This is a genomic window from Kitasatospora sp. NPDC006697, assembly GCF_042869935.1.
In the GTDB taxonomy this organism is placed as follows: domain Bacteria; phylum Actinomycetota; class Actinomycetes; order Streptomycetales; family Streptomycetaceae; genus Kitasatospora.
Window position 1 is genome coordinate 1 of record NZ_JBIAGU010000043.1, and the last position, 18,080, is coordinate 18,080.

Sequence of the window (18,080 nt, forward strand, 5' to 3'; positions counted from 1 at the left end):
GGGGGTGGGGGGGGCGGGGGGGGGGGGGGGGGGCTGGGGGGGGGGGGCCCCGCCCCCGCCCCCCCCGCCCCGCCGCGGGGGGCGCGGCCGCGGCGGGCCCCCCCCCCCGGGGGGGCCCCCTTCCGTAGGAGGCGGTGACGCAGGCTCAGGCAGCCGCGCGCCGGGCCGGGAACCCGTGCGTGCGCGAGACCACCACCACGGCCAGCACCGGCACCAGCAGCGCCAGCACGATCCACGGGAACGAGCCCACGCCGGCCGGCCCCAGCAGCAGGCCGCCCGCGATGCCGCCCGCGGCCATCGCCACGTTCCACAGCACCACCAGGATCGCCTGCGCGGCGTCCGCCGCCTCGCCGCCCGCCTGCCCGGCGGCCGTCTGCAGCAGGGTCGGCACCCCGCCCCAGCCGAGGCCCCAGAGCGCCGCGGCGACGTACACCAGCACATGGGTGTGCGAGAAGGCGCCCAGCAGCGCGACCGAGGCGCCGACCAGCAGGGTGCTGGCGACCGTCAGGGCGCGCAGGTGGCTGGAGATGTAGGTGCCGACCAGCCAGATGCTGATCAGGCAGGCCACGCCGAAGACCAGCAGCGCCGCGTCGGTCTGGCCGCCCATCCCGACGTGGTGCAGGAAGGTCGCGACGTACGCGTAGAGGATGGTGTGCGCCAGCACGAAGACCAGCATCACGAAGAGCACCGGCGTCACGCCCGGCACCTTCAGCGTCCGGCGCACCGGGATCTTGCCGCCGGCCGCCTGGCCCGGGTAGTCCGGGACCACGGTGGCGATCCAGGCCAGCAGCAGCACGGTCAGGCCGGTCATCGCGTAGAACGCGGTGCGCCAGGAGGCCGCCTGGCCGATGAAGGTGCCGGCGGGCACGCCGATCGAGAGCGCGACCGGGATGCCGGCCATCGCGATGGCGATCGCCCGGCCCTCCAGCGCGGGCGCGACCATCCGGCGGGCGTAGCCGGCCAGCAGGGCCCAGGCCAGCCCGGCGGCCACGCCGGCGACGAACCGGGCGACCAGGGTGAGCGCGTAGTCGCCGGAGAAGGCGGTCACGGTGTTGGCGACCGCGAACCCGGCCATCGCGGTCAGCAGCAGCCGCTTGCGGTGCCACCCGGCGGTGGCGGTGGCGAGCGGGATGGTGGTCAGCACGGTGCCCAGCGCGTAGACGGTCACCGTCTGGCCGGTGGCCGACTGGCTGACGTGCAGTCCGGAGCTCATCGCGGGCAGCAGGCCCGCGGGCAGGGTCTCGGTGAGGCTGGTGATGAAGACCGCGACGGCCAGCGCGAGCAGCGCCGCCATCGGCAGCTTCTGGCTCGCGGCCGACGGGGCGTCGGATGCGGTGGGGGGAGCGGTGGCGGTGCCGGCGGGCGGCTGGGTGCTCGTCATGGTGAGATGCTGGAACCTTCCATTGGTGTCAGGGTCAAGCCCGGCGGGCCGGATCGGCCCGCCCGGCGGGGTGGTTCAGAGCCGCAGTGCGTGGATGCCGCCGTCGACGGAGAGGATCGTCCCGACCGTGCCGGTCGCGTCCAGGGCCAGGTAGGCGATCGCCTCGCCGACCTCCTCGGGGCGGGCCAGCCGGCCCAGCGGGTGGCGGTCGTCCAGCGCCGCGCGGGCCGCGGCCGGGTCCGGGGTGAGCGCCAGCACCCGCTGGATCCACGGGGTGTCCACGGCGCCGGGGGCGACCGCGTTGACCCGGATGCCCTCGCGCACGTGGTCGGCGGCCATCGCCAGGGTCAGGCCGTGCACGGCGCCCTTGGAGGCGGAGTAGAGGGTGCGGTTGACCACGCCGGTCCAGCCGAAGATCGAGCAGGTGTTGACGATCGCGGCGGCGGGGGAGCGGCGCAGGTGCGGCAGCGCGGCCCGGGCCAGGCGCACCATGCCGACGACGTTGACGTCCAGGACCCGGTGCCACTCCTCGTCGTCGTTGTCGGCGATGGTGCCCTGGGCGGCTATCCCGGCGTTGTTCACCACGATGTCGATCCGGCCGAAGCGCTCGGCGACCTCGGCGACGGCGCGGCGCACCGAGGCGTCGTCGGTCACGTCGCAGGCGAGGCCGAGAGCCGGACCGGCGACCTCCTCCGGCTTCAGGTCCAGGGCGGCGACGCGCACGCCCCGGGCGCTCAGCGCGGCCGCGGCGGCCGCCCCGATGCCGGAGGCGCCGCCGCTGACCACGGCGACGGGGGAGTCGGAGTTCTGTGCTTCGCTGTTGGCGGCCACGGCGGGCGCCTCCTTGACTGGAGTGGGGTAGCGGGGCGGATCAGCGGGCGGCGAGCTTGCCCAGGCGGCGGATCAGCGGGTGGGTGCCCTCGCCGTCGGTGACGCCCGCGGTGCGGCGCGCCCACCAGGCGGAGGCGGCGTTGGAGGTCAGCAGGGTGCGCCGGTCCTCCTCGCGGGCCAGCTCGGCCACCGCGGTCAGGGTCGCCATGCCGGTGCCGGTGAAGAGGACGGTCTCGTCCTCCGGCAGCTTCGCCGCCCGCACCCGGTCCAGGATGGTCTTCGTGGTGACCAGGTACGGGTTGTAGTGCTCGTCCTCGTCCCGCGGCTCCTCGCCGGCGGGGGTGACGATGATCTGGTTCACGGTCAGGCCGGCCTGCTCCCAGAAGGAGCGGGATATGTCGGTCAGCCAGGGGGCGTACGGCGTGACCAGGGTGAGCCGGCCGGTGCCGATCGCCGAGAGCAGGTCGAGGATCGCCTGCGAGGAGGAGCGCACCGGGAACCCGAACCGCTCCGACAACTCGGCCAGGAACTCCCGGTCGCCCGCCGGGTTCAGCAGGTAGTGCGAGGCGTTGCAGGCCACCACCACGGCGTCCAGCCGCAACTGGCCGAAGGTGGCGAGCACCTCCGGCAGCACCTTGTTGTACATCTCCATCGTTTCCAGCGTGAATTCCGGGGTCACCGGGAAACGAGTGGTGTAGACATTCATCTCGGAACCGAGCAGCTGCATGAACTCAGGCTCGGCGACAGGGTTTTCCGGCGGCACCAGCAGGCCGAAGCGAGGCAGTCCGAAGATATCCATGGCGGCACGCTAACAGCGGGCACGCGCCAGGAGGGGCGCTGGAGAGCGACCCTGACACTCCCTCACGCGGAATCGGCAGATCTTGACAATCCGACAATTCCTTGACATTTTCCGGCGGGCCGTTCAATTCGCCGCCGGGATATTCGAATCACTGCCGGGGCATTCGAAAAGGGATTCCGCGCCCACCATAGCCCACGCACGCGGGCGCCCGGCCTCAGAGCGCGGCCAAGCGCTCCAGCAGCCGCTCCGGCTCCACCAGGCCGCAGGCCTCGCGCACCGCCGCGTCGTGCGCGGCGGCCAGCGCGTCGAGCCGGACCAGGCGCGCCCGGCCCTGCCGGGAGAGGTGCGCGGTGATCCGCCGCCGGTCCTGGTGCCCTACACCGACACCATCACCGCCCGTGTCACCGCCTACTACAACCTCGACGCGGGCCCCGTCGCCCTGCCGGCGCCGGCGCCCACGCCCGTCCCCGCCGCTCCCACCCTGACCGCCACCACCCCCGCCGTCACCTCCGGGGCGGACATCACCCTCGCCTACTCCACCCCGGCCGCGACCCTCAGCGCCAAGAACCGGGTCGGCCTCTACCGTCCGGGCACCAGCCCGGGCAACGGCGACGCCGTCGTCCGGAAGTACGCGCCCGACGCCGGCGGCACCGTCACCTTCCCGGCCGCCAGCCCGCTCACCGCGGGCAGCTACGCGGCCTGGTACCTGCAGAACGACGGCTACACCGCACTCGCCGGACCCGTCACCGTCACCATCAGCTGACCGACCCCGACCAGGGGCGCCCCGGCGCTGTGCAGCCGGGGCGCCACTGTCAGTGCCACCAGCGAAAATGAACACATGACCGAAAACGTCGAGCAGCTGCTCTCGCCCGCCGCCTACCAGGACGCCGTCACCCGGGCCGTCACCGCCGCGGCCGCCTACTACGCCGACGGCTCCACCAGCCTCGGCGACGACGAGTACGACGTCCTGGTCAGGGCCATCGAGGCCTACGAGCTGGCGAACCCCGGCGAGGTGCTGCCCGAGTCGCCCACCGGCAAGGTGGCCGGCGGCGCCGCCACCGGAGACGTGCCGCACACCGTCCCGATGCTCTCGCTCGACAACGTCTTCTCCGCCGAGGAGCTCGCCGACTGGGCCGCCGGCCTGGAGCGCCGCCTCGGCCGCCCCGCCGCCGGCTACTGCGTGGAGCCCAAGCTCGACGGCCTCGCTGTCGCCGCCCGCTACACCGGCGGCCGGCTGCGCCGGCTGATCACCCGCGGCAACGGCCTGGCCGGCGAGGACATCACCGCCGCCGCCGACCTGATCCAGGGCCTGCCCGCCACCCTCGGCGAGCCCGTCGACGTCGAGATCCGCGGCGAAGTCCTCTTCACCCAGGCCCAGTTCGAGCACGCCAACGAGACCCGCACGGCGCACGGCGCGACCCCGTTCGCCAACCCGCGCAACGCCGTCGCCGGCACCCTGCGGGCCAAGGACCGGCCCTACCGGATCGAGTCCACCTTCTTCGGCTACGCCGCCCACGGCCTGCCCGCCGAGCTCTCCCACACCGCCCTGCTGGCCCGGCTCGCCGAGCTCGGCGCCAACACCGCGCACAGCACCGCCGCCGACCCCCGGCACTGCGCCACCCTGGAGGAGGCCCAGCAGCGGGTCCAGCAGATCGCCGAGCTCCGCGCCCACCTGCCCTTCGGCATCGACGGCGTGGTGGTCAAGGCGGACGCCGCCGCCGACCAGGAGCGGGCCGGCGCCGGCTCCCGCGCCCCGCGCTGGGCGGTGGCCCGCAAGCTGCCCGCCGTGCACAAGGTCACCCGGCTGCTCGGCGTCGAGTGGAACGTGGGCCGCACCGGCATCATCGCCCCGCGCGCGGTGCTGGAGCCGGTGGTGATCGACGGCGTCACCATCACCTTCGCCACCCTGCACAACCCCGCCGACATCACCCGGCGCGACCTGCGGATCGGCGACCAGGTCTTCGTCCACCGGGCCGGCGACGTCATCCCGCGGGTCGAGGCGCCGCTCACCGAGCAGCGCACCGGCAGCGAGCAGCCGATCGAGTTCCCGCAGTGCTGCCCGCGCTGCGGCGACGCCATCGACAGCAGCGAGCAGCGCTGGCGCTGCGTGCGCGGCCGCAACTGCCAGCTCGTCGCCAGCATCGGCTACGCCGCCGGGCGCGACCAGCTGGACATCGAAGGGCTCGGCGGCACCCGCGCCGTCCAACTGGTCGAGGCCGGCCTGGTCACCGACCTGGCCGACCTCTTCACCCTGACCCGGGACCAGTTGCTCACCCTGGAGCGGATGGGCGAGACCAGCACCGACAATCTGCTGGCAGCCATCGAGACCGCCCGCACCCAGCCGCTCGGCCGGGTGTTCTGCGCCCTCGGCGTGCGCGGCACCGGGCGGACCATGTCGCGCCGGATCGCCGCGCACTTCGGCTCGATGGCCGCGATCCGCGCCGCCGACGCCGAGGCCCTGGCCCAAGTGGCCGGCATCGGCGCGGACAAGGCCCGGGTGATCGTCGCCGAGCTCGCCGAACTCGGCCCGCTGATCGACAAACTGATCGCCCAGCAGGTCGGCACCGCCGTCACCGAGCCGACCGCCGCCGTCGCCGACCTGCCCGAGGAGGCCGGCGGCCCGCTGGCCGGCGAGGCCGTGGTGGTCACCGGCAGCATGACCGGCGCACTGGCCGCGCTCTCCCGCAACGAGATGAACGAGCTCATCGAGCGGGCCGGCGGCAAGGCCTCCGGCTCGGTGTCGAAGAAGACCACCCTGCTGGTGGCGGGGGAGAAGGCCGGCTCCAAGCGGGTCAAGGCGGAGGAGCTGGGAATCCGGATCCTCGGCCCGGAGGAGTTCGCCGCCCTGGTCGCCGAGCAGCTGACGCCGTGACGGCCTGAGGCCCGGTCAGGACGGCAGCAGCCGCGCCACCGTGTCGCGCAGCCAGGTGCGCTCGGTGGCGACGAAGCGGTGCAGGCTGCGCGAGGCGAAGGCCACCCGCTGGGCGCTGCGGCGGCGCTCGCGGTCGTAGGCGAGCAGCGCCCCCGGCAGGCCGTCCTGGCCGGCGGAGGCCACGTGGCGGGTCAGCGCCTCCGCGTCCAGCAGCGCCGTGCAGGCGCCCTGGCCCAGGTTCGGGGTCATCGCGTGCGCCGCGTCGCCGACCAGCGCCACCCGCCCGCCGTGCACGAAGCTCGGCAGCGCCGGGAAGAGGTGCCGCATCTCGTAGCGGAGCCAGCCGGCCGGGTCCGTCCCGTCGAGGATCCGCGGGATAGGGTCGTGCCAGCCCTCGAAGAGCCCGGGCAGCGCCTCGGCCGTGGTGCCCTGCGGCACGGCCGCGTACCAGTTGGTGCGGCCCGGCTCGACGGGGGTGAGGCCGAAGAAGCGGCCCGGACCCCAGGTCTCGCCGTGCAGCTCGCTCTCGAAGTCGGCGATGCCGATCCAGGCCACCGAGCCCGTCGTCCGCGGCCCGCTGCGCCCGCCGAAGCAGCCGGCCCGGACGGCGCTGCGCAGGCCGTCCGCCCCGACCAGCAGGTCGTGCCCGGCCGACAGCTCCGCCGGGTCGGCGACGGTCTGGCCGAGCTCCAGCGGCACGTCCGCCAGCGCCGCCAGCAGCACCTCGATCAAGTAGGGCCGCGAGACCAGCAGTTCGGGCCGGCCGGTCTTGCGCTCCAGCCGCTCCAGCGGCAGCTGCGCCAGCACCCGCCCGCCGGGCGTGCGCACCTGCGCCGACCGGTAGGGCACCGCCCGCTCGCGCACCGCCGCGCCGACGCCGAGCCGGTCCAGCGCGTCCTGCGCGGCCGGGTGCAGGGCGAAGGCGGTGCCGTACCGCTCCAGCGCGGTGCGGCGCTCCAGCACCGTCACCTGCCAGCCCGCCCGGCGCAGCCCGATCGCGGTCGCCAGCCCCCCGACGCCCGCGCCCACCACTACGGCCGTTCCAGCCATCACGCCACCCCCAAGGTGTGTCTCCGAGGCCACCACAGCTGTGGTACCACGCCTGGGGTAGTCTGGGCAACGCACCAACCGGAGAGGAGAGCTGACGGTGAGTGGGAACCGCCGCGATCTGCTGCGCGACGCGGCGATCCAGGTGCTGGCCGCCGCGGGCGGACGCGGCCTGACGCACCGGGCCGTCGACACCGCCGCCGGGCTGCCCGCCGGCACGGCGAAGAACTACTACCCGACCAGGGACGCCCTGCTGCGCGGGGCCGCCGAACGGATCGTCGAGCAGTACCACCGGGTCACCGCCGAGCTGACGGCCGGCGGCGCCGCACCCGTCGACCGGGCCGGCCTGGCCGCGCTGATCGGCGGACTGCTGACGAACGTGGCCGGTCCCGGCCGCGACCGGATGCTCGCCTTCGAGGAGCTCCGGCTCGAAGCGGCCCGCCGGACCTGGCTCGCCGACATCCTCGACCCGATCGCCGCCGCCGACTTCCAGGGCTTCGAACACGCCCAGCGCGCGGCCGGACTACCCGTCACCCCCGAACGCGCCGCCACCGTCACCCTCGCGCTGCACGCCGCCATCGCCCACCTGCTCAGCGGCGGGCCGCAGGCCCTGGAGCTGTCCGGGCTGGACGACCTCGACGGCTTCGTCCACGACCTGCTCGACTCGGTCTACCCGCCCGTCACACCCGCCTGATCGTGGTGATCCGGATCGCGTCCGGCGGCATGATCCGCACCACCGCTCCCGGGTGCGGGGCGTGCAGCACCCGGCCGTTCGGGCCAGCCCCGGCACCCGGCCGCTGGAGGTGTACCTGGCACCACCATCAAGTCGGGTAGGAGCGCTACTGCCTCGGGCGCGCGCGAACGACATGCTGGTGGCGTGCCCGAGGGGCGGGCACGGGAGGGAGCCAGGCGTCATGGCGAGCAGTCAGCTGACCGGCGTTCATCCGCTCCGCCTGCGGGCGGCCACGGTTCTCACCGTGCTCGGGCTGGCGATGATTCCCTGGCTGGCCTTCCTGTACACCGGGCTGCCGGCCACCGCTCAGGCCTCGCACTGGGCCTGGGTGTGGACGGGTCTGGACGGCTTCGAGGCGCTCGGCCTGCTCTCCACCGGACTGCTCCTCAGGTGCGGCGACTGCCGGGCCTGCCTGACCTCCGCCGCGACCTCGGTGCTGCTGCTGGTCGACGCCTGGTTCGACACCATGACGGCTGCCCGGGGTGCGGACTTCGAGCTGGCGGTGCTGATGGCGGTCTTCGCCGAGCTGCCGCTGGCCGCGGCCTGCGCGGTGCTCGCGACCCGGACCTTCCCTCGGCCGGGCCGCTGAGCGGAAGAGAGCGCGACCTGATGGCCCACATCGGATATTCGAGGAGGAACTTATGAGGCATTCGCGGGCATTGATCGGCGCGGGCGCTGCCGCCGCCGTCGCCACCTGGTGGTTCACCGACTCCGCGCCGTACCCGTACTCCCAGCGCTGGCTGCTCGACCTGCCGCTGCCGTTCCTGACCCTGAAGCGCCTGGACCAGGTGCTTCAGGCCCGGGAGGGCGAGCGGATCCTGGAGATCGGTCCCGGAACCGGCCTGCAGTCGCTGCACGTCGCACCGCAGCTGGGCCCGGACGGCCAGCTGGACATCGTGGACATCCAGCAGGAGATGCTCGACCACGTGAGCCGCCGGGCCAAGGAGCAGGGCATCGGCACCATCGTGCCGAACTGCGCCGACGCCCATGAACTCGAGTTCGCGGACGGCACGTTCGATGCGGCTTACCTGGTGACGGCGTTGGGCGAGATCCCGGATCCGGCGCGCACGCTGGCCGAGCTGCGCCGAGTGCTGAAGCCGTTCGGGCGGCTGGTGGTCGGCGAGTTCTTCGACCGGCACCAGATCCGGCCGTCCTCGCTGATCAGCCTGGCGGAGGGAGCCGGACTGCGGGTGGCCCGGCTGTACGGTCCGCCGTTCGCGTACTACGCGGTGCTGCGTCCGATCGCCGCCTGACGCCGCTCGGGCGGTTTCCCGCCCCGCGGGTCAGGCCCGTAGGAGCTGTGACCGGCGCGTTCGACCGGCTCTAGTGCTGCGCGTCCCCGGCGACCAGCGCACGCGCCGCCGCCAGCTCCTCGGCCGCCGCCCGCTCGGCCGCCTCCAGCCAGGCGAACGCGTCCGCCCCCACCGGCACCCGCAGCGGCCCGCCCGGCTCCGCCCGCACCAGCCGCAGCACCGCCTCGGCGAAGTCCTCCGGCCGCCCGAGCCCCGGGTTGTCGGCCATCGTCCGGAACCCGCCCAGCATCGCGGCGGTCGACTCCTGGTACGCGGGGAGCCGGTGCGCGGCCTCCGCCAGTGCCGTGCCGTAGCCGGTGGCGAACCCGCCCGGCTCCACCACGGTGACCCGCACCCCGTGCCCGGCCACCTCGCCCTGCAGCACCTGGCTCATGCCCTCGAGCGCGAACTTGCCGGTGACGTAGGCGCCCAGGCCCGGTACCGCCACCCGGCCGGCCAGCGAGGAGACGTTGACGATGTGCCCGGACCGCTGCGCCCGCATCAGCGGCAGGACCAGCCGGGCCAGCCGCCACGGGCCGACCAGCAGCACCTCCAACTGCTCGCGCAGCTCCTCGTCGGTGACCTCCTCCACCGCACCGAAGAGCCCCGAGCCGGCGTTGTTGACCAGCACGTCGATCCCGCCCAGCCGCTCGACGGCCGTCCGCACCGCCTCCTCGCACTGCCCGGCATCGCGCAGGTCCAGGGCCACCGGCGTGATCCGCCCGGGCCACTCCCGCACCAGCCCCTCCAGCGCGGCGGGCTTGCGGGCGGTGGCCGCCACCCGGTCACCCGCCCGCGCGGCCGCCACCGCCAGCGCCCGCCCGAGCCCGGACGAACACCCGGTCACCAACCAGCGTCTCTCCACGCCAACCCCTCCCGGTCGCCACCCCCGCAGCGCTCACGATCCCCGTCGCGGGCAGCGCGAAACCGCCCGCCCGCAACGTCGCCCACGACCGATCGGGAGGCTATCCGCCCAGGTGGCGCAGCAGCCCCGCGTGCCGCTCCAGGAACTCCTCCACCGCCGCGGCGTCCTCCAGCGGCAGCGGGTACACCAGCAGCCGGTCCACGCCCGACTCCGCGTACCGCAGCGCGCTCGGCGCGTCCACCTCGACCGGATCGACCTGCAGGAAGGTGATCTCCAGGCGGCCCAGCCCGGCCGGCCGCGCCACCTCGGCCGCCGCCTTCCGCAGCCCCTCCAGGTGCCCGGCCAGGTCCGCCGGCGACCCGCCGACCCCGATCCACCCGTGCCCCGACCGCACCGCCCGCCGGTACGCCGCCGGGCTGTGCCCGCCGACCACCACCCGCGGCCCGCCCGGCCGCACCGGCCGGGGGTGGGCGTCCACGCCCGCGAAGTCGGCGTACCGCCCGTGGAACTCCGGCTCCGCCGCCGTCCACAGCTGCCGCATCGCCGCCAGGTACTCGTCGGTCCGGCCGGCCCGCTCGCTCAGCCGCACCCCCAGCGCGGCCAGCTCGCCCTCCAGGTAGCCGGGCGCCACGCCGAGCAGCACCCGGCCCCCGGACAGCACGTCCAGGCTCGCCACCTGCTTGGCCAGCACCAGCGGGTTGCGCTGCGGGAGGATCAGGATTCCGGTGCCCAGCTCCATCCGCTCGGTCAGCGCCGCCACGTACGACAGGTGCACCAGCGGGTCGAGGATCGGATCGGTGGGCGCCATCGGCGACTCGGGCACCCGCGGGCTGGGCAGCACCACATGGTCGCCCACCCACCAGGACCGGTACCCCAGCTCCTCCGCCCGCCGGGCCAGCCGCGCCGTCTCGGCCGGCCCCAGCACCGCCTTGGCGCTCAGCCCGTACACACCCAGTTCCACGCGTCCCCGCTCCCATCGATCCGACTGGTCGTCAACTTCCTTGCCCAGAACTGCAACCGGCCGGACCGCCGGCCCATTCCCGTCCGCCCCGGACCCGCCCCTCCGCCCCGGCGGCCTCCGCTGCAACCACGTTGAACGCTCCGCTGCCCAGGCGGGCAGCAACTGACGGCAGCCCGCGCGGCCCCGGATCCGCCCGACGGCCACTCCCCGTGCTCACCCGTTGGGCGGACGTCCGCTGCACGGCCGCGGGGAGCCGCCTAGGTTCGGGGCCATGAGCGAAAACGCGATATCCGGACGGCTGGTCAAGGGCTCGCTCCTGTTCCTCGCCGGGACGGTGCTGACCCTCGTCCCCACCGGAGCGGCCAGCGCCGCCACCGCCGTCCCGATCCCCGAGTACTCGCAGCAGCTGAACGACGACTGCGAGGCCAGCGCCCTGCGCATGGTCCTGGCCGGCTACGGCGTCGACGCCAGCGACGAGGACGTCCTCGCGCAGATCGGCGTCGACCGCGAGCACTACGAGTTCGGCCACGACGGGCCGCTCTCCGGCGACCCGTTCGCGGCCTTCGTCGGCGACCCGGACGGCTCGGAGAGCGCCGGAACCGGCTACGGCGTGTACTACCCGCCAGTAGCCTCCGCTGCCCAGGCCTACGGCCTGACGGTGGTCAACGCCGGCCAGGGCATCTCCCCGGACGACCTGCGCTCCTACCTGGCCAACGGCAACGCCGCGGTCATCTGGACCGACTTCCAGTGGCAGAACCGCCCCGCCGACTACTACACCGCCTACGACGGCCAGTCCGTCCCGTACGCGGGCCCGGGTGAACACGCCGTGGTCGTCACGGACTACACGGACGACTCGGTCAGCATCAACGACCCCTACGCCGGCCAGTACTCCCTCGCGGCCGACGACTTCGACTCCGGCTACAACACCTACGGACAGATGGCCGTCGTCCTGGACGGCCCCCGGTCCGCCTGACCCGGCCCGTCAACGGTGCCCCCGGCCTCCCGCCGGGGGCACCGCTCTGTGCGCCCGCGCCACCCGGGGGAGTGGAGTTCCGCCGATCCGGTCGCGGACCGGTCGGCGCCCGCGGGACGGTCGGCCCGGCGCGGCCCGACCGGGGGCCGCCCGAGACACTGGGACACCCACACTGCCGAGGCCGCCGTGCCGGGTGGTCACCCCGCTTGGAGCCGCGCCGCGACCTCCGCCGCGGGCTCGCCCGTGTGCAGGCCGAGGAGATCGGCGATCAGCGCGTCCAGCGGGGGCCAGGGAAGCTCGCCGTGGTCGTTGTAGAGCACCACCAGGCCGTGCAGCGCGGTCCAGAGCAGCAGGCCGTCCTGCCACTGCCGGGCGGGGTCGGACTGCTCGCCGGTGCGCTTCTTGGCGGCGGCGAGGGAGGCGATGACGGAGCCCAGCAGCGCCTCGCCGGCGCCGTGGTCCTGGAGCAGTGCGAGGTCGGCGGGCATGCGGCCGCCGAAGAGCGTGCGGTACTCGCCGGGGTGCTCGACGCCCCAGCGCACGTAGGCGGCGCAGCGGCCGACCAGGTCGTCCAGCGGGTCGGCGGCCGGGGCCGCCGCTTCGTCCATCAGGCGGGCCAGCTCGGCGTAGCGCAGGCGCAGCACGTGCTGGACCAGTGATCCGAGGTCGGGGAAGTGGCTGTAGATGCTGGCGGGCGCGACCCCGACCTCGCGGGCGACCTGACGCAGGGTCAGCGTCTCGGGCTGGTCGAGGGTGGCCAATAGGTGGGCCGCGGCCGCCACCAGTTCGGCCTTGAGCACCTGCCCCTGCCCGCGGGGGTTGCGCCGGCGGCGCGGGGCCTCCTCACCGCCCATTCCCGGATCCTCCCTGTCGGCGACAGTCGATCACCTTACCTTTCGGCGCCCGTCCGCCCTGGCGGAGCGCCTTGACACCCATAACCAACAGGTGTTCACTCAAGTAACCAACACCTGTTCAGTTAAGGAGTCGCCATGCGCATCGCAGTCCTCGGCGCGACCGGCCGGGTCGGCCGCCTGGTCGTGACACAGGCACTCGAACGCGGCCACCAGGTGGTCGCCCTGGTCCGCCGCCCGGAGCAGTACGCCCAGCCCGCGCCGGGCCGGGTCGAGGTGCGGCAGGCGGACGTGACCAGGCCGCAGTCGTTCCCGGAGCTGGGCGACGTGGACGTGCTGGTCTCCGCGCTCGGCATCGGCAAGGGCGACGGCCCGGGCACCCTGCTGGCGGGTGCGCGGCTGCTGGCCGGGCTGCCGGTCCGCACGCTCTGGCTGGGCGCGCTGGGCTCGGGAGCCTCCACCGGCGCCGGCGGAGGGATCTACCAGGGCGTCATGAGGCTGTTCGTCGGCAAGGAGCTGGCGGAGAAGGGCGCGGCCGACGCGATCGTGCTGGCCGGCGGGGCCACCGTCTTCCACGCGCCCGACATGTGGGTGGGCGAGGTCAGCGCGGCCCGCCGCAACGTCCCGCTGGCGCAGTACCCCAAACCGCTGCTGCCGCCGCACGCCTCCCGTGCCACCGTCGCGGCGCTGATGCTGGACGAGGCCGAGCGGCCGGCGGCCGGCGCCGGCATCCTCGTCCCGATGGCGGGTGCGGCGTGATGGCGGGCTACATCGCGATCGAGGAGGCCATCGCCATCCCCGGCCTCGCCGAACGCCGCCCTCCGTTCCCGGTCCCGAGCGGGATGGACCCGGCCTTCGTCGCCGACGTGGTCCGGCGGCTGCCGGACGTCACCGAGCTGCGGCTGCCGGACATGGACGCCAACGGCATCGCCATGCAGGTGCTGTCGCTGACCGTCCCCGGCATCGAGGCGGACCCGGACCCGGCGCGCGCGGTGGCCAACGCCGGCTACGTCAACGACTCGCTGGCCGCGATCGTCGCCGCGCACCCGGACCGGTTCGCCGCCTTCGCCGCGCTCCCGCTCCAGGACCCGGCCGCCGCCGTCGCCGAACTCCGGCGCGCGGTGGGGGAGCTGGGCTTCAAGGGCGTCCTGGTCAACGACCACATCCAGGGCCGGTACCTCGACGACCCCGCCTTCGACCCGGTCTGGGCCACCCTGGTCGACCTGGACGTGCCGCTCTACCTGCACCCGGGCATGCCGCCCGCCGACTCCTGGCACGTGCTCTCCGGCCACCCCGAGATGGACGGCGCACTGTGGAGCTGGCAGGCCACCACGGGCGGGCACGCCATGCGGATCGTGCTCTCCGGCGTCTTCGACCGCCACCCGCGGGCCCGGATGATCCTCGGCCACGCGGGGGAGTTCCTGCCCTTCCAGCTCTCCCGCTTCGACTCCCGCTACGCCACGCTCAGCACCCCGGCCCCGCTGCTGCGCAGCCCCTCGCAGTACTTCGGCAGCAATGTGCTGGCCACCACCAGCGGCATCCTCGCCCCGGCCGCGATCGAGGCGCTGGTGCACGTGCTCGGCCCGGAGGCGGTGCTCTTCGCCGTCGACTACCCCTACGAGAGGACCGGCGCCGCGGTAGCCGCCCTGGAACAGGCCGACCTCCCGGAGGAGGTCAAGCACCGGATCGGCTCCGACAACGCCCGCGCACTGCTGCGGCTCTGACAGCCGGTCAGCTCAGCACGGGGCTCCGACGGCGGGTCAGCAGCCGATGCCGGTCGTCCTCGGTGAGTCCGCCCCACACGCCGTACGCCTCGCGGGCCTGCAGCGCGTGGCGGCGGCACTCTATCCGCACCGGGCACTCGGCGCAGACCGCCTTGGCCGCCTCCTCGCGGGCCTGGGCGGCGGGACCCCGCTCGCCCAAGGGGTGGAAGAAGAGCGTGCTGTCGGCTTCGCGGCACCGGCCGCGCAACTGCCACTCCCAGCGGTACACCAGAGCACCGGGCAAACGGGACAGGTCCGCCATCAGGGGCCTCCTTCGATGTCGACGACCACGATCTGCCCGCTCGTCTAACCGCCCCGGCGCCGGCTAATCACCGCGAAGCGCAAATCGGCGGCCTACAGCGGATCCCGGAGGGTGCCCGGACCACCGGGGTCCGGGCGATCACCGTGACCCCGCTGGAACGGAAGCACCGGGCCGGCCACGGTGGCGGTAGCCCATCGCCACCGCCCACGTGCCGAGCAGCAGCACACCGGCCACCACCCGCAGGCCCAGGTCCATGCTGCTGCTGAACCGGGCCAACTGCTCGGCCGTGCGCGGCACTCCGGCGCCGCGCGCGGCCAGCACCGAGCCGATCACCGCGACCCCGAGCGCGGCCCCGACCTCGCGCGCCGCCGTGTTCAGTCCGGAGCCCACCCCCGCCTGGCGCACCGGGAGTTCGGCGACCACGGTGATGGTCAGGGTCGGCAGGCAGAGGCCGGTGCCGACGGAGAGAAGCAGCAGCCAGAGCGCGTAGACCGGGTAGGGGGTGTGCTGGTCGGCGGTGCCGACCAACAGCAGGCCCAGGCCGATCAGGGCCAGCCCGGAGACCGCCAGCGGCCCCGGTCCGGTGCGCGGCACCAGCCGGGCGGCCAGCCGCGGGACCAGGATCATGCCGATCGTGACCGGACCGATCGCCAGCCCGGCGAGCGCCGTCGAGTAGCCCTTGGCGTACTGCAGGTACTGGGAGTTGACGAAGAAGAGGGCGAAGAGGCCGAAGAAGCTCAGCGCCGTGCCCAGCACTCCGGCCCGCAGCCGGGGCGAGCGGAACAGCCGGGGGTCGAAGAGCGGGTGCGGCGAGCGCAGCGCATGCCGCAGGAAGGCGGCGGCCAGCAGCACCCCGAGGCCGAAGGCGCCCAGCACCCGCGGGCTGCCCCACCCGTGGTGCGGGCCTTCGACGAGGCCGTCCACCACCGCCAGCACGGCGGCCGTGAGCAGCACCGAGCCGAGCGGGTCCAGCCGCACCTGAGGGTTGCGCGCCGTCCGCGGCAGCCCGCGCGCGACCAGCCCGGCCAGCGCTGCCGCGAGCACCGTCACCAGCACGAAGAGCGCGCGCCAGGAGAGCAGTTGGGCCGTCAGGCCGCCGACCACATTGCCCGCCAGGCCACCCAGGCCGAGCGCCAGGGTCCAGGCCGCCAGCGCCTGGGCCCGGCCCGCCGGACCGGCCAGCTGCACCACCAGGGCCATGGTGGCGGGCATCACCAGCGCCGCCCCGGCCCCGCAGAGCGCCCGTCCGGCGATCACCAGCCCCATACCCGGTGCGGCACCGCTCAGCGCGGCGCCCAGCGCCAGCACGCCGAGACCGGCGAGCAGCGCGCCCTTGCGGCCGTACCGGTCGCCGAACGCGCCGGCGGGGATGAGCAGTCCGGCGAAGACGATCACATAGGCGTCCACCGCCCAGAGCAGCTGACCCGGCGTCGGATGCAGTGGCGAGGCGGCGAGCCGGGGGATCAGCAGGTTGACGGCCGCGACCATGCTCTGCGCCAGCCCCACGCAGGTGCAGAGCAGCAGGAGCACGGTGCGGGACAGGCCGGGCGGGGCGGCCGGACCGCCGCCATCGGCGGTTCCGGGCGCGGCGGCAGGTGCCTGGGCATGACTGGTCACGGCTCTCCTCGGAGCGGAAGTCGGTGGGATCGACTTTCACCGTAGGGTGAGGGCTGACCCATCGGCCAGTGCATGTTCTGCAGGGAGACGTTGCGTGTGACGCAATCCAGCCTCGACCTCAATCTGCTGCTCGCCCTCGACGTGCTGATCGAGGAGTCGAGCGTGCGCGGCGCCGCCGCCCGGCTGCACCTCTCCGAACCCGCCATGAGCCGCACCCTGGGCCGGATCCGCAAGGCGCTCGGCGACCCGGTGCTGGTCCGGGCCGGCCGGACCCTGGTGCCCACCCCGCGTGCCCTGGCCATCCACGCCGAGGTCCGCGACGTGGTGGAGCGGGCCCGCGCGCTCTTCCTGACCGCCGGTCGACCCGACCTGCGCACCGTGGTGCGGACCTTCACTGTGATCGCCTATGACGGCCTGTCAGCCACCCTCGGGCCGCCGCTGCTGGCCCGGATCCGCGCGGAGGCGCCCGGCGTGCGGCTGCGGTTCCTGATCGAGAGCCACCTGGACGAACCGGTGCTGCGCGAGGGCGTGGCCGACCTGGAGATCGGCGTGATCGACAGCCGCCAGCCGGAGATCCGGGTCGAGCACCTGCTCGACGAGCGCATGGTCGGCGTGGTCCGGTCCGGCCACCCCCTGCTCCGCGAGCCCGTCACCCCGGAGCGCTTCGCCGCCGCCGAACACCTGGCCGTCTCCCGCCGCGGCCGGATGCAGGGCCCGGTCGACCACGCCCTTCGGGAACTGGGCCTGACCCGCACCGTCGCGGCCACCGTCGGCTCGCTCACCTCCTCGCTCTTCGTGCTGCGCGAGACCGATCTGGTCGGGCTGGCCCCGCTGCAGAACATCCCCCTCGCCCGCGCCCTCGGCCTGGCCACCTTCCCGATCCCGCTGACCCTTCCCGCCCTCCCCTTCGCCATGGCCTGGCACCCGCGCCACGAGGCCGACCCCGCCCACCACTGGCTACGCGGCACGGCCCGTGAGCTCGTCCTGGCGGCCGCGGGGTGATCGCGGGGCGGGCCGGGGTCTCGCGCCGAAACGCTGCACAAACGCTTCAACTGGGCTTCCCGAGCCGAATCGCTGCACCGTGAGGGGGTGACTCCCGCACCGAAGACCCAGCCCGCCCCGATGGCCGCGGAGCTGTGCCGTCTGCTCCAGCTCTCGGCCCGCGGTGACGACGGCGCCTTCGAACTGCTGTACCGCCGGGTCGCCGGACCGGTGTACGCCGAAGCGCTGCGCATGCTGCGCAGCCGGGCGCACGCCGAGGAGGTCACGCAGGAAGTGCTGCTGGAGGTCTGGCGGACGGCCGCCGCCTACCGGCCCGAGCGCGGATCGGTGCTCACCTGGGTGCTGACCATGGCGCACCACCGGGCGGTCGACCGGGTGCGTGCCGCCCAGGCCTCCGCCGAACGCGACCACCGCGCCGGCTGCCGGGAGCAGGTGCCGAGCGAACCGCCCGAGGAGCAGGCGGTCCGGGCGCTCGACGGGCAGCGGGTCCGGTCCGCGCTCGCCCGCCTGAGCACGGCCCAGCGGGAGGCGCTGGTGCTGGCGTACTACGGCGGCTACACGCAGCGGGAGATCGCCCACCGGCTGGGCCTGCCGCTGGGGACGGTCAAGACGCGGATCCGCGACGGGCTGCTCCGGCTGCGGGCGGCGATCACGACGGTCGGCGACCGGCCGTCGGCGAGGGCGGTGCCGCGCGGCGCGGTACCGCTCCGCGCGGCGGGGGTGCGGCGGTGAGGGGGCTCGGGGTACGCGGCCCGCTTGGCCTGCGCCGCGCTGGCCGCCTCGCCCGACCACGCCGCTCGCGGCGGGCAGGGCCGGCGGCCGGCATGTGGT

General features: G+C 74.6%; 19 protein-coding genes. 10 read left to right on the forward strand and 9 right to left on the reverse strand.

What is annotated here, in order from left to right; translation table 11 throughout:
- Window positions 1-145 precede the first annotated feature (145 nt).
- The 3 genes from ACFYNO_RS37635 to ACFYNO_RS37645 form a co-directional block, all read right to left on the reverse strand.
- Window positions 146-1,381 (reverse strand): MFS transporter, encoded by a 1,236-nt coding sequence (locus ACFYNO_RS37635; RefSeq protein WP_388022347.1) that lies wholly within the window; start codon window positions 1,379-1,381, stop codon window positions 146-148.
- Window positions 1,382-1,456: 75 nt separating this feature from the next.
- Window positions 1,457-2,212 (reverse strand): SDR family NAD(P)-dependent oxidoreductase, encoded by a 756-nt coding sequence (locus tag ACFYNO_RS37640; protein ID WP_388022349.1) that lies wholly within the window; start codon window positions 2,210-2,212, stop codon window positions 1,457-1,459.
- A gap of 40 nt (window positions 2,213-2,252) precedes the next feature.
- A complete protein-coding gene (locus tag ACFYNO_RS37645) occupies window positions 2,253-3,011 on the reverse strand; it encodes an arylmalonate decarboxylase (RefSeq protein WP_388022352.1) in 759 nt (252 codons plus the stop codon).
- 286 nt (window positions 3,012-3,297) lie between these two features.
- Here ACFYNO_RS37645 and ACFYNO_RS37650 point away from each other — a divergent pair, with 286 nt between their 5' ends.
- Entirely contained in the window at window positions 3,298-3,774 is a 477-nt protein-coding gene (locus ACFYNO_RS37650) for a hypothetical protein (RefSeq protein WP_388022353.1), read from the forward strand.
- 75 nt (window positions 3,775-3,849) lie between these two features.
- Window positions 3,850-5,883: an NAD-dependent DNA ligase LigA gene (gene ligA / locus ACFYNO_RS37655; protein ID WP_388022356.1), complete on the forward strand. Its 2,034-nt coding sequence runs from the start codon at window positions 3,850-3,852 to the stop codon at window positions 5,881-5,883.
- Window positions 5,884-5,898: 15 nt separating this feature from the next.
- Here the strand turns inward: ligA and ACFYNO_RS37660 are convergent, their stop codons facing one another.
- On the reverse strand, window positions 5,899-6,933 hold the full coding sequence (locus ACFYNO_RS37660; RefSeq protein ID WP_388022358.1) for an FAD-dependent oxidoreductase: 1,035 nt from the start codon (window positions 6,931-6,933) through the stop codon (window positions 5,899-5,901).
- A 97-nt stretch (window positions 6,934-7,030) separates the two neighbouring features.
- Between ACFYNO_RS37660 and ACFYNO_RS37665 the strand changes: the two genes are divergently transcribed.
- The 3 genes from ACFYNO_RS37665 (at window position 7,031) to ACFYNO_RS37675 (ending at window position 8,916) form a co-directional block, all read left to right on the forward strand.
- Complete coding sequence (locus ACFYNO_RS37665) at window positions 7,031-7,624, forward strand: TetR/AcrR family transcriptional regulator (protein WP_388022360.1); 594 nt, start codon at window positions 7,031-7,033, stop codon at window positions 7,622-7,624.
- 220 nt (window positions 7,625-7,844) lie between these two features.
- Window positions 7,845-8,252: a hypothetical protein gene (locus ACFYNO_RS37670; protein WP_388022362.1), complete on the forward strand. Its 408-nt coding sequence runs from the start codon at window positions 7,845-7,847 to the stop codon at window positions 8,250-8,252.
- Window positions 8,253-8,304: 52 nt separating this feature from the next.
- A complete protein-coding gene (locus ACFYNO_RS37675; protein WP_388022365.1) occupies window positions 8,305-8,916 on the forward strand; it encodes a class I SAM-dependent methyltransferase in 612 nt (203 codons plus the stop codon).
- 70 nt (window positions 8,917-8,986) lie between these two features.
- Here the strand turns inward: ACFYNO_RS37675 and ACFYNO_RS37680 are convergent, their stop codons facing one another.
- Together ACFYNO_RS37680 and ACFYNO_RS37685 are read right to left on the reverse strand one after the other, a co-directional pair.
- Window positions 8,987-9,820: an SDR family oxidoreductase gene (locus ACFYNO_RS37680; protein WP_388022368.1), complete on the reverse strand. Its 834-nt coding sequence runs from the start codon at window positions 9,818-9,820 to the stop codon at window positions 8,987-8,989.
- Window positions 9,821-9,920: 100 nt separating this feature from the next.
- Window positions 9,921-10,781 (reverse strand): TIGR03619 family F420-dependent LLM class oxidoreductase, encoded by an 861-nt coding sequence (locus tag ACFYNO_RS37685; protein ID WP_388022369.1) that lies wholly within the window; start codon window positions 10,779-10,781, stop codon window positions 9,921-9,923.
- Between the two features lie 271 nt (window positions 10,782-11,052).
- Here ACFYNO_RS37685 and ACFYNO_RS37690 point away from each other — a divergent pair, with 271 nt between their 5' ends.
- Complete coding sequence (locus ACFYNO_RS37690) at window positions 11,053-11,754, forward strand: C39 family peptidase (protein ID WP_388022371.1); 702 nt, start codon at window positions 11,053-11,055, stop codon at window positions 11,752-11,754.
- 197 nt (window positions 11,755-11,951) lie between these two features.
- Here ACFYNO_RS37690 and ACFYNO_RS37695 read toward each other — a convergent pair whose 3' ends face one another.
- Window positions 11,952-12,608, reverse strand: coding sequence for a WHG domain-containing protein (locus ACFYNO_RS37695; RefSeq protein ID WP_388022374.1), 657 nt, complete (start codon window positions 12,606-12,608; stop codon window positions 11,952-11,954).
- Between the two features lie 135 nt (window positions 12,609-12,743).
- Between ACFYNO_RS37695 and ACFYNO_RS37700 the strand changes: the two genes are divergently transcribed.
- The gene (locus ACFYNO_RS37700; RefSeq protein WP_388022378.1) at window positions 12,744-13,364 is read left to right on the forward strand and encodes an NAD(P)-dependent oxidoreductase; all 621 of its coding nucleotides are present in this window, start codon (window positions 12,744-12,746) and stop codon (window positions 13,362-13,364) included.
- A complete protein-coding gene (locus tag ACFYNO_RS37705; protein ID WP_388022380.1) occupies window positions 13,364-14,329 on the forward strand; it encodes an amidohydrolase family protein in 966 nt (321 codons plus the stop codon). The genes ACFYNO_RS37700 and ACFYNO_RS37705 overlap by 1 nt, the downstream gene beginning before the upstream one ends.
- 7 nt (window positions 14,330-14,336) lie before the next feature.
- On the opposite strand, the gene ACFYNO_RS37710 is transcribed toward ACFYNO_RS37705, so the two are convergent.
- Window positions 14,337-14,630: a WhiB family transcriptional regulator gene (locus ACFYNO_RS37710; RefSeq protein ID WP_388022381.1), complete on the reverse strand. Its 294-nt coding sequence runs from the start codon at window positions 14,628-14,630 to the stop codon at window positions 14,337-14,339.
- 138 nt (window positions 14,631-14,768) lie between these two features.
- Window positions 14,769-16,247: an MFS transporter gene (locus tag ACFYNO_RS37715; protein WP_388022384.1), complete on the reverse strand. Its 1,479-nt coding sequence runs from the start codon at window positions 16,245-16,247 to the stop codon at window positions 14,769-14,771.
- Between the two features lie 90 nt (window positions 16,248-16,337).
- Here ACFYNO_RS37715 and ACFYNO_RS37720 point away from each other — a divergent pair, with 90 nt between their 5' ends.
- Window positions 16,338-17,249: a LysR family transcriptional regulator gene (locus ACFYNO_RS37720; protein WP_388022386.1), complete on the forward strand. Its 912-nt coding sequence runs from the start codon at window positions 16,338-16,340 to the stop codon at window positions 17,247-17,249.
- 120 nt (window positions 17,250-17,369) lie between these two features.
- Window positions 17,370-17,981, forward strand: a complete 612-nt coding sequence (locus ACFYNO_RS37725) for a sigma-70 family RNA polymerase sigma factor (RefSeq protein ID WP_388022479.1) — start codon at window positions 17,370-17,372, stop codon at window positions 17,979-17,981.
- Window positions 17,982-18,080 lie beyond the last annotated feature (99 nt).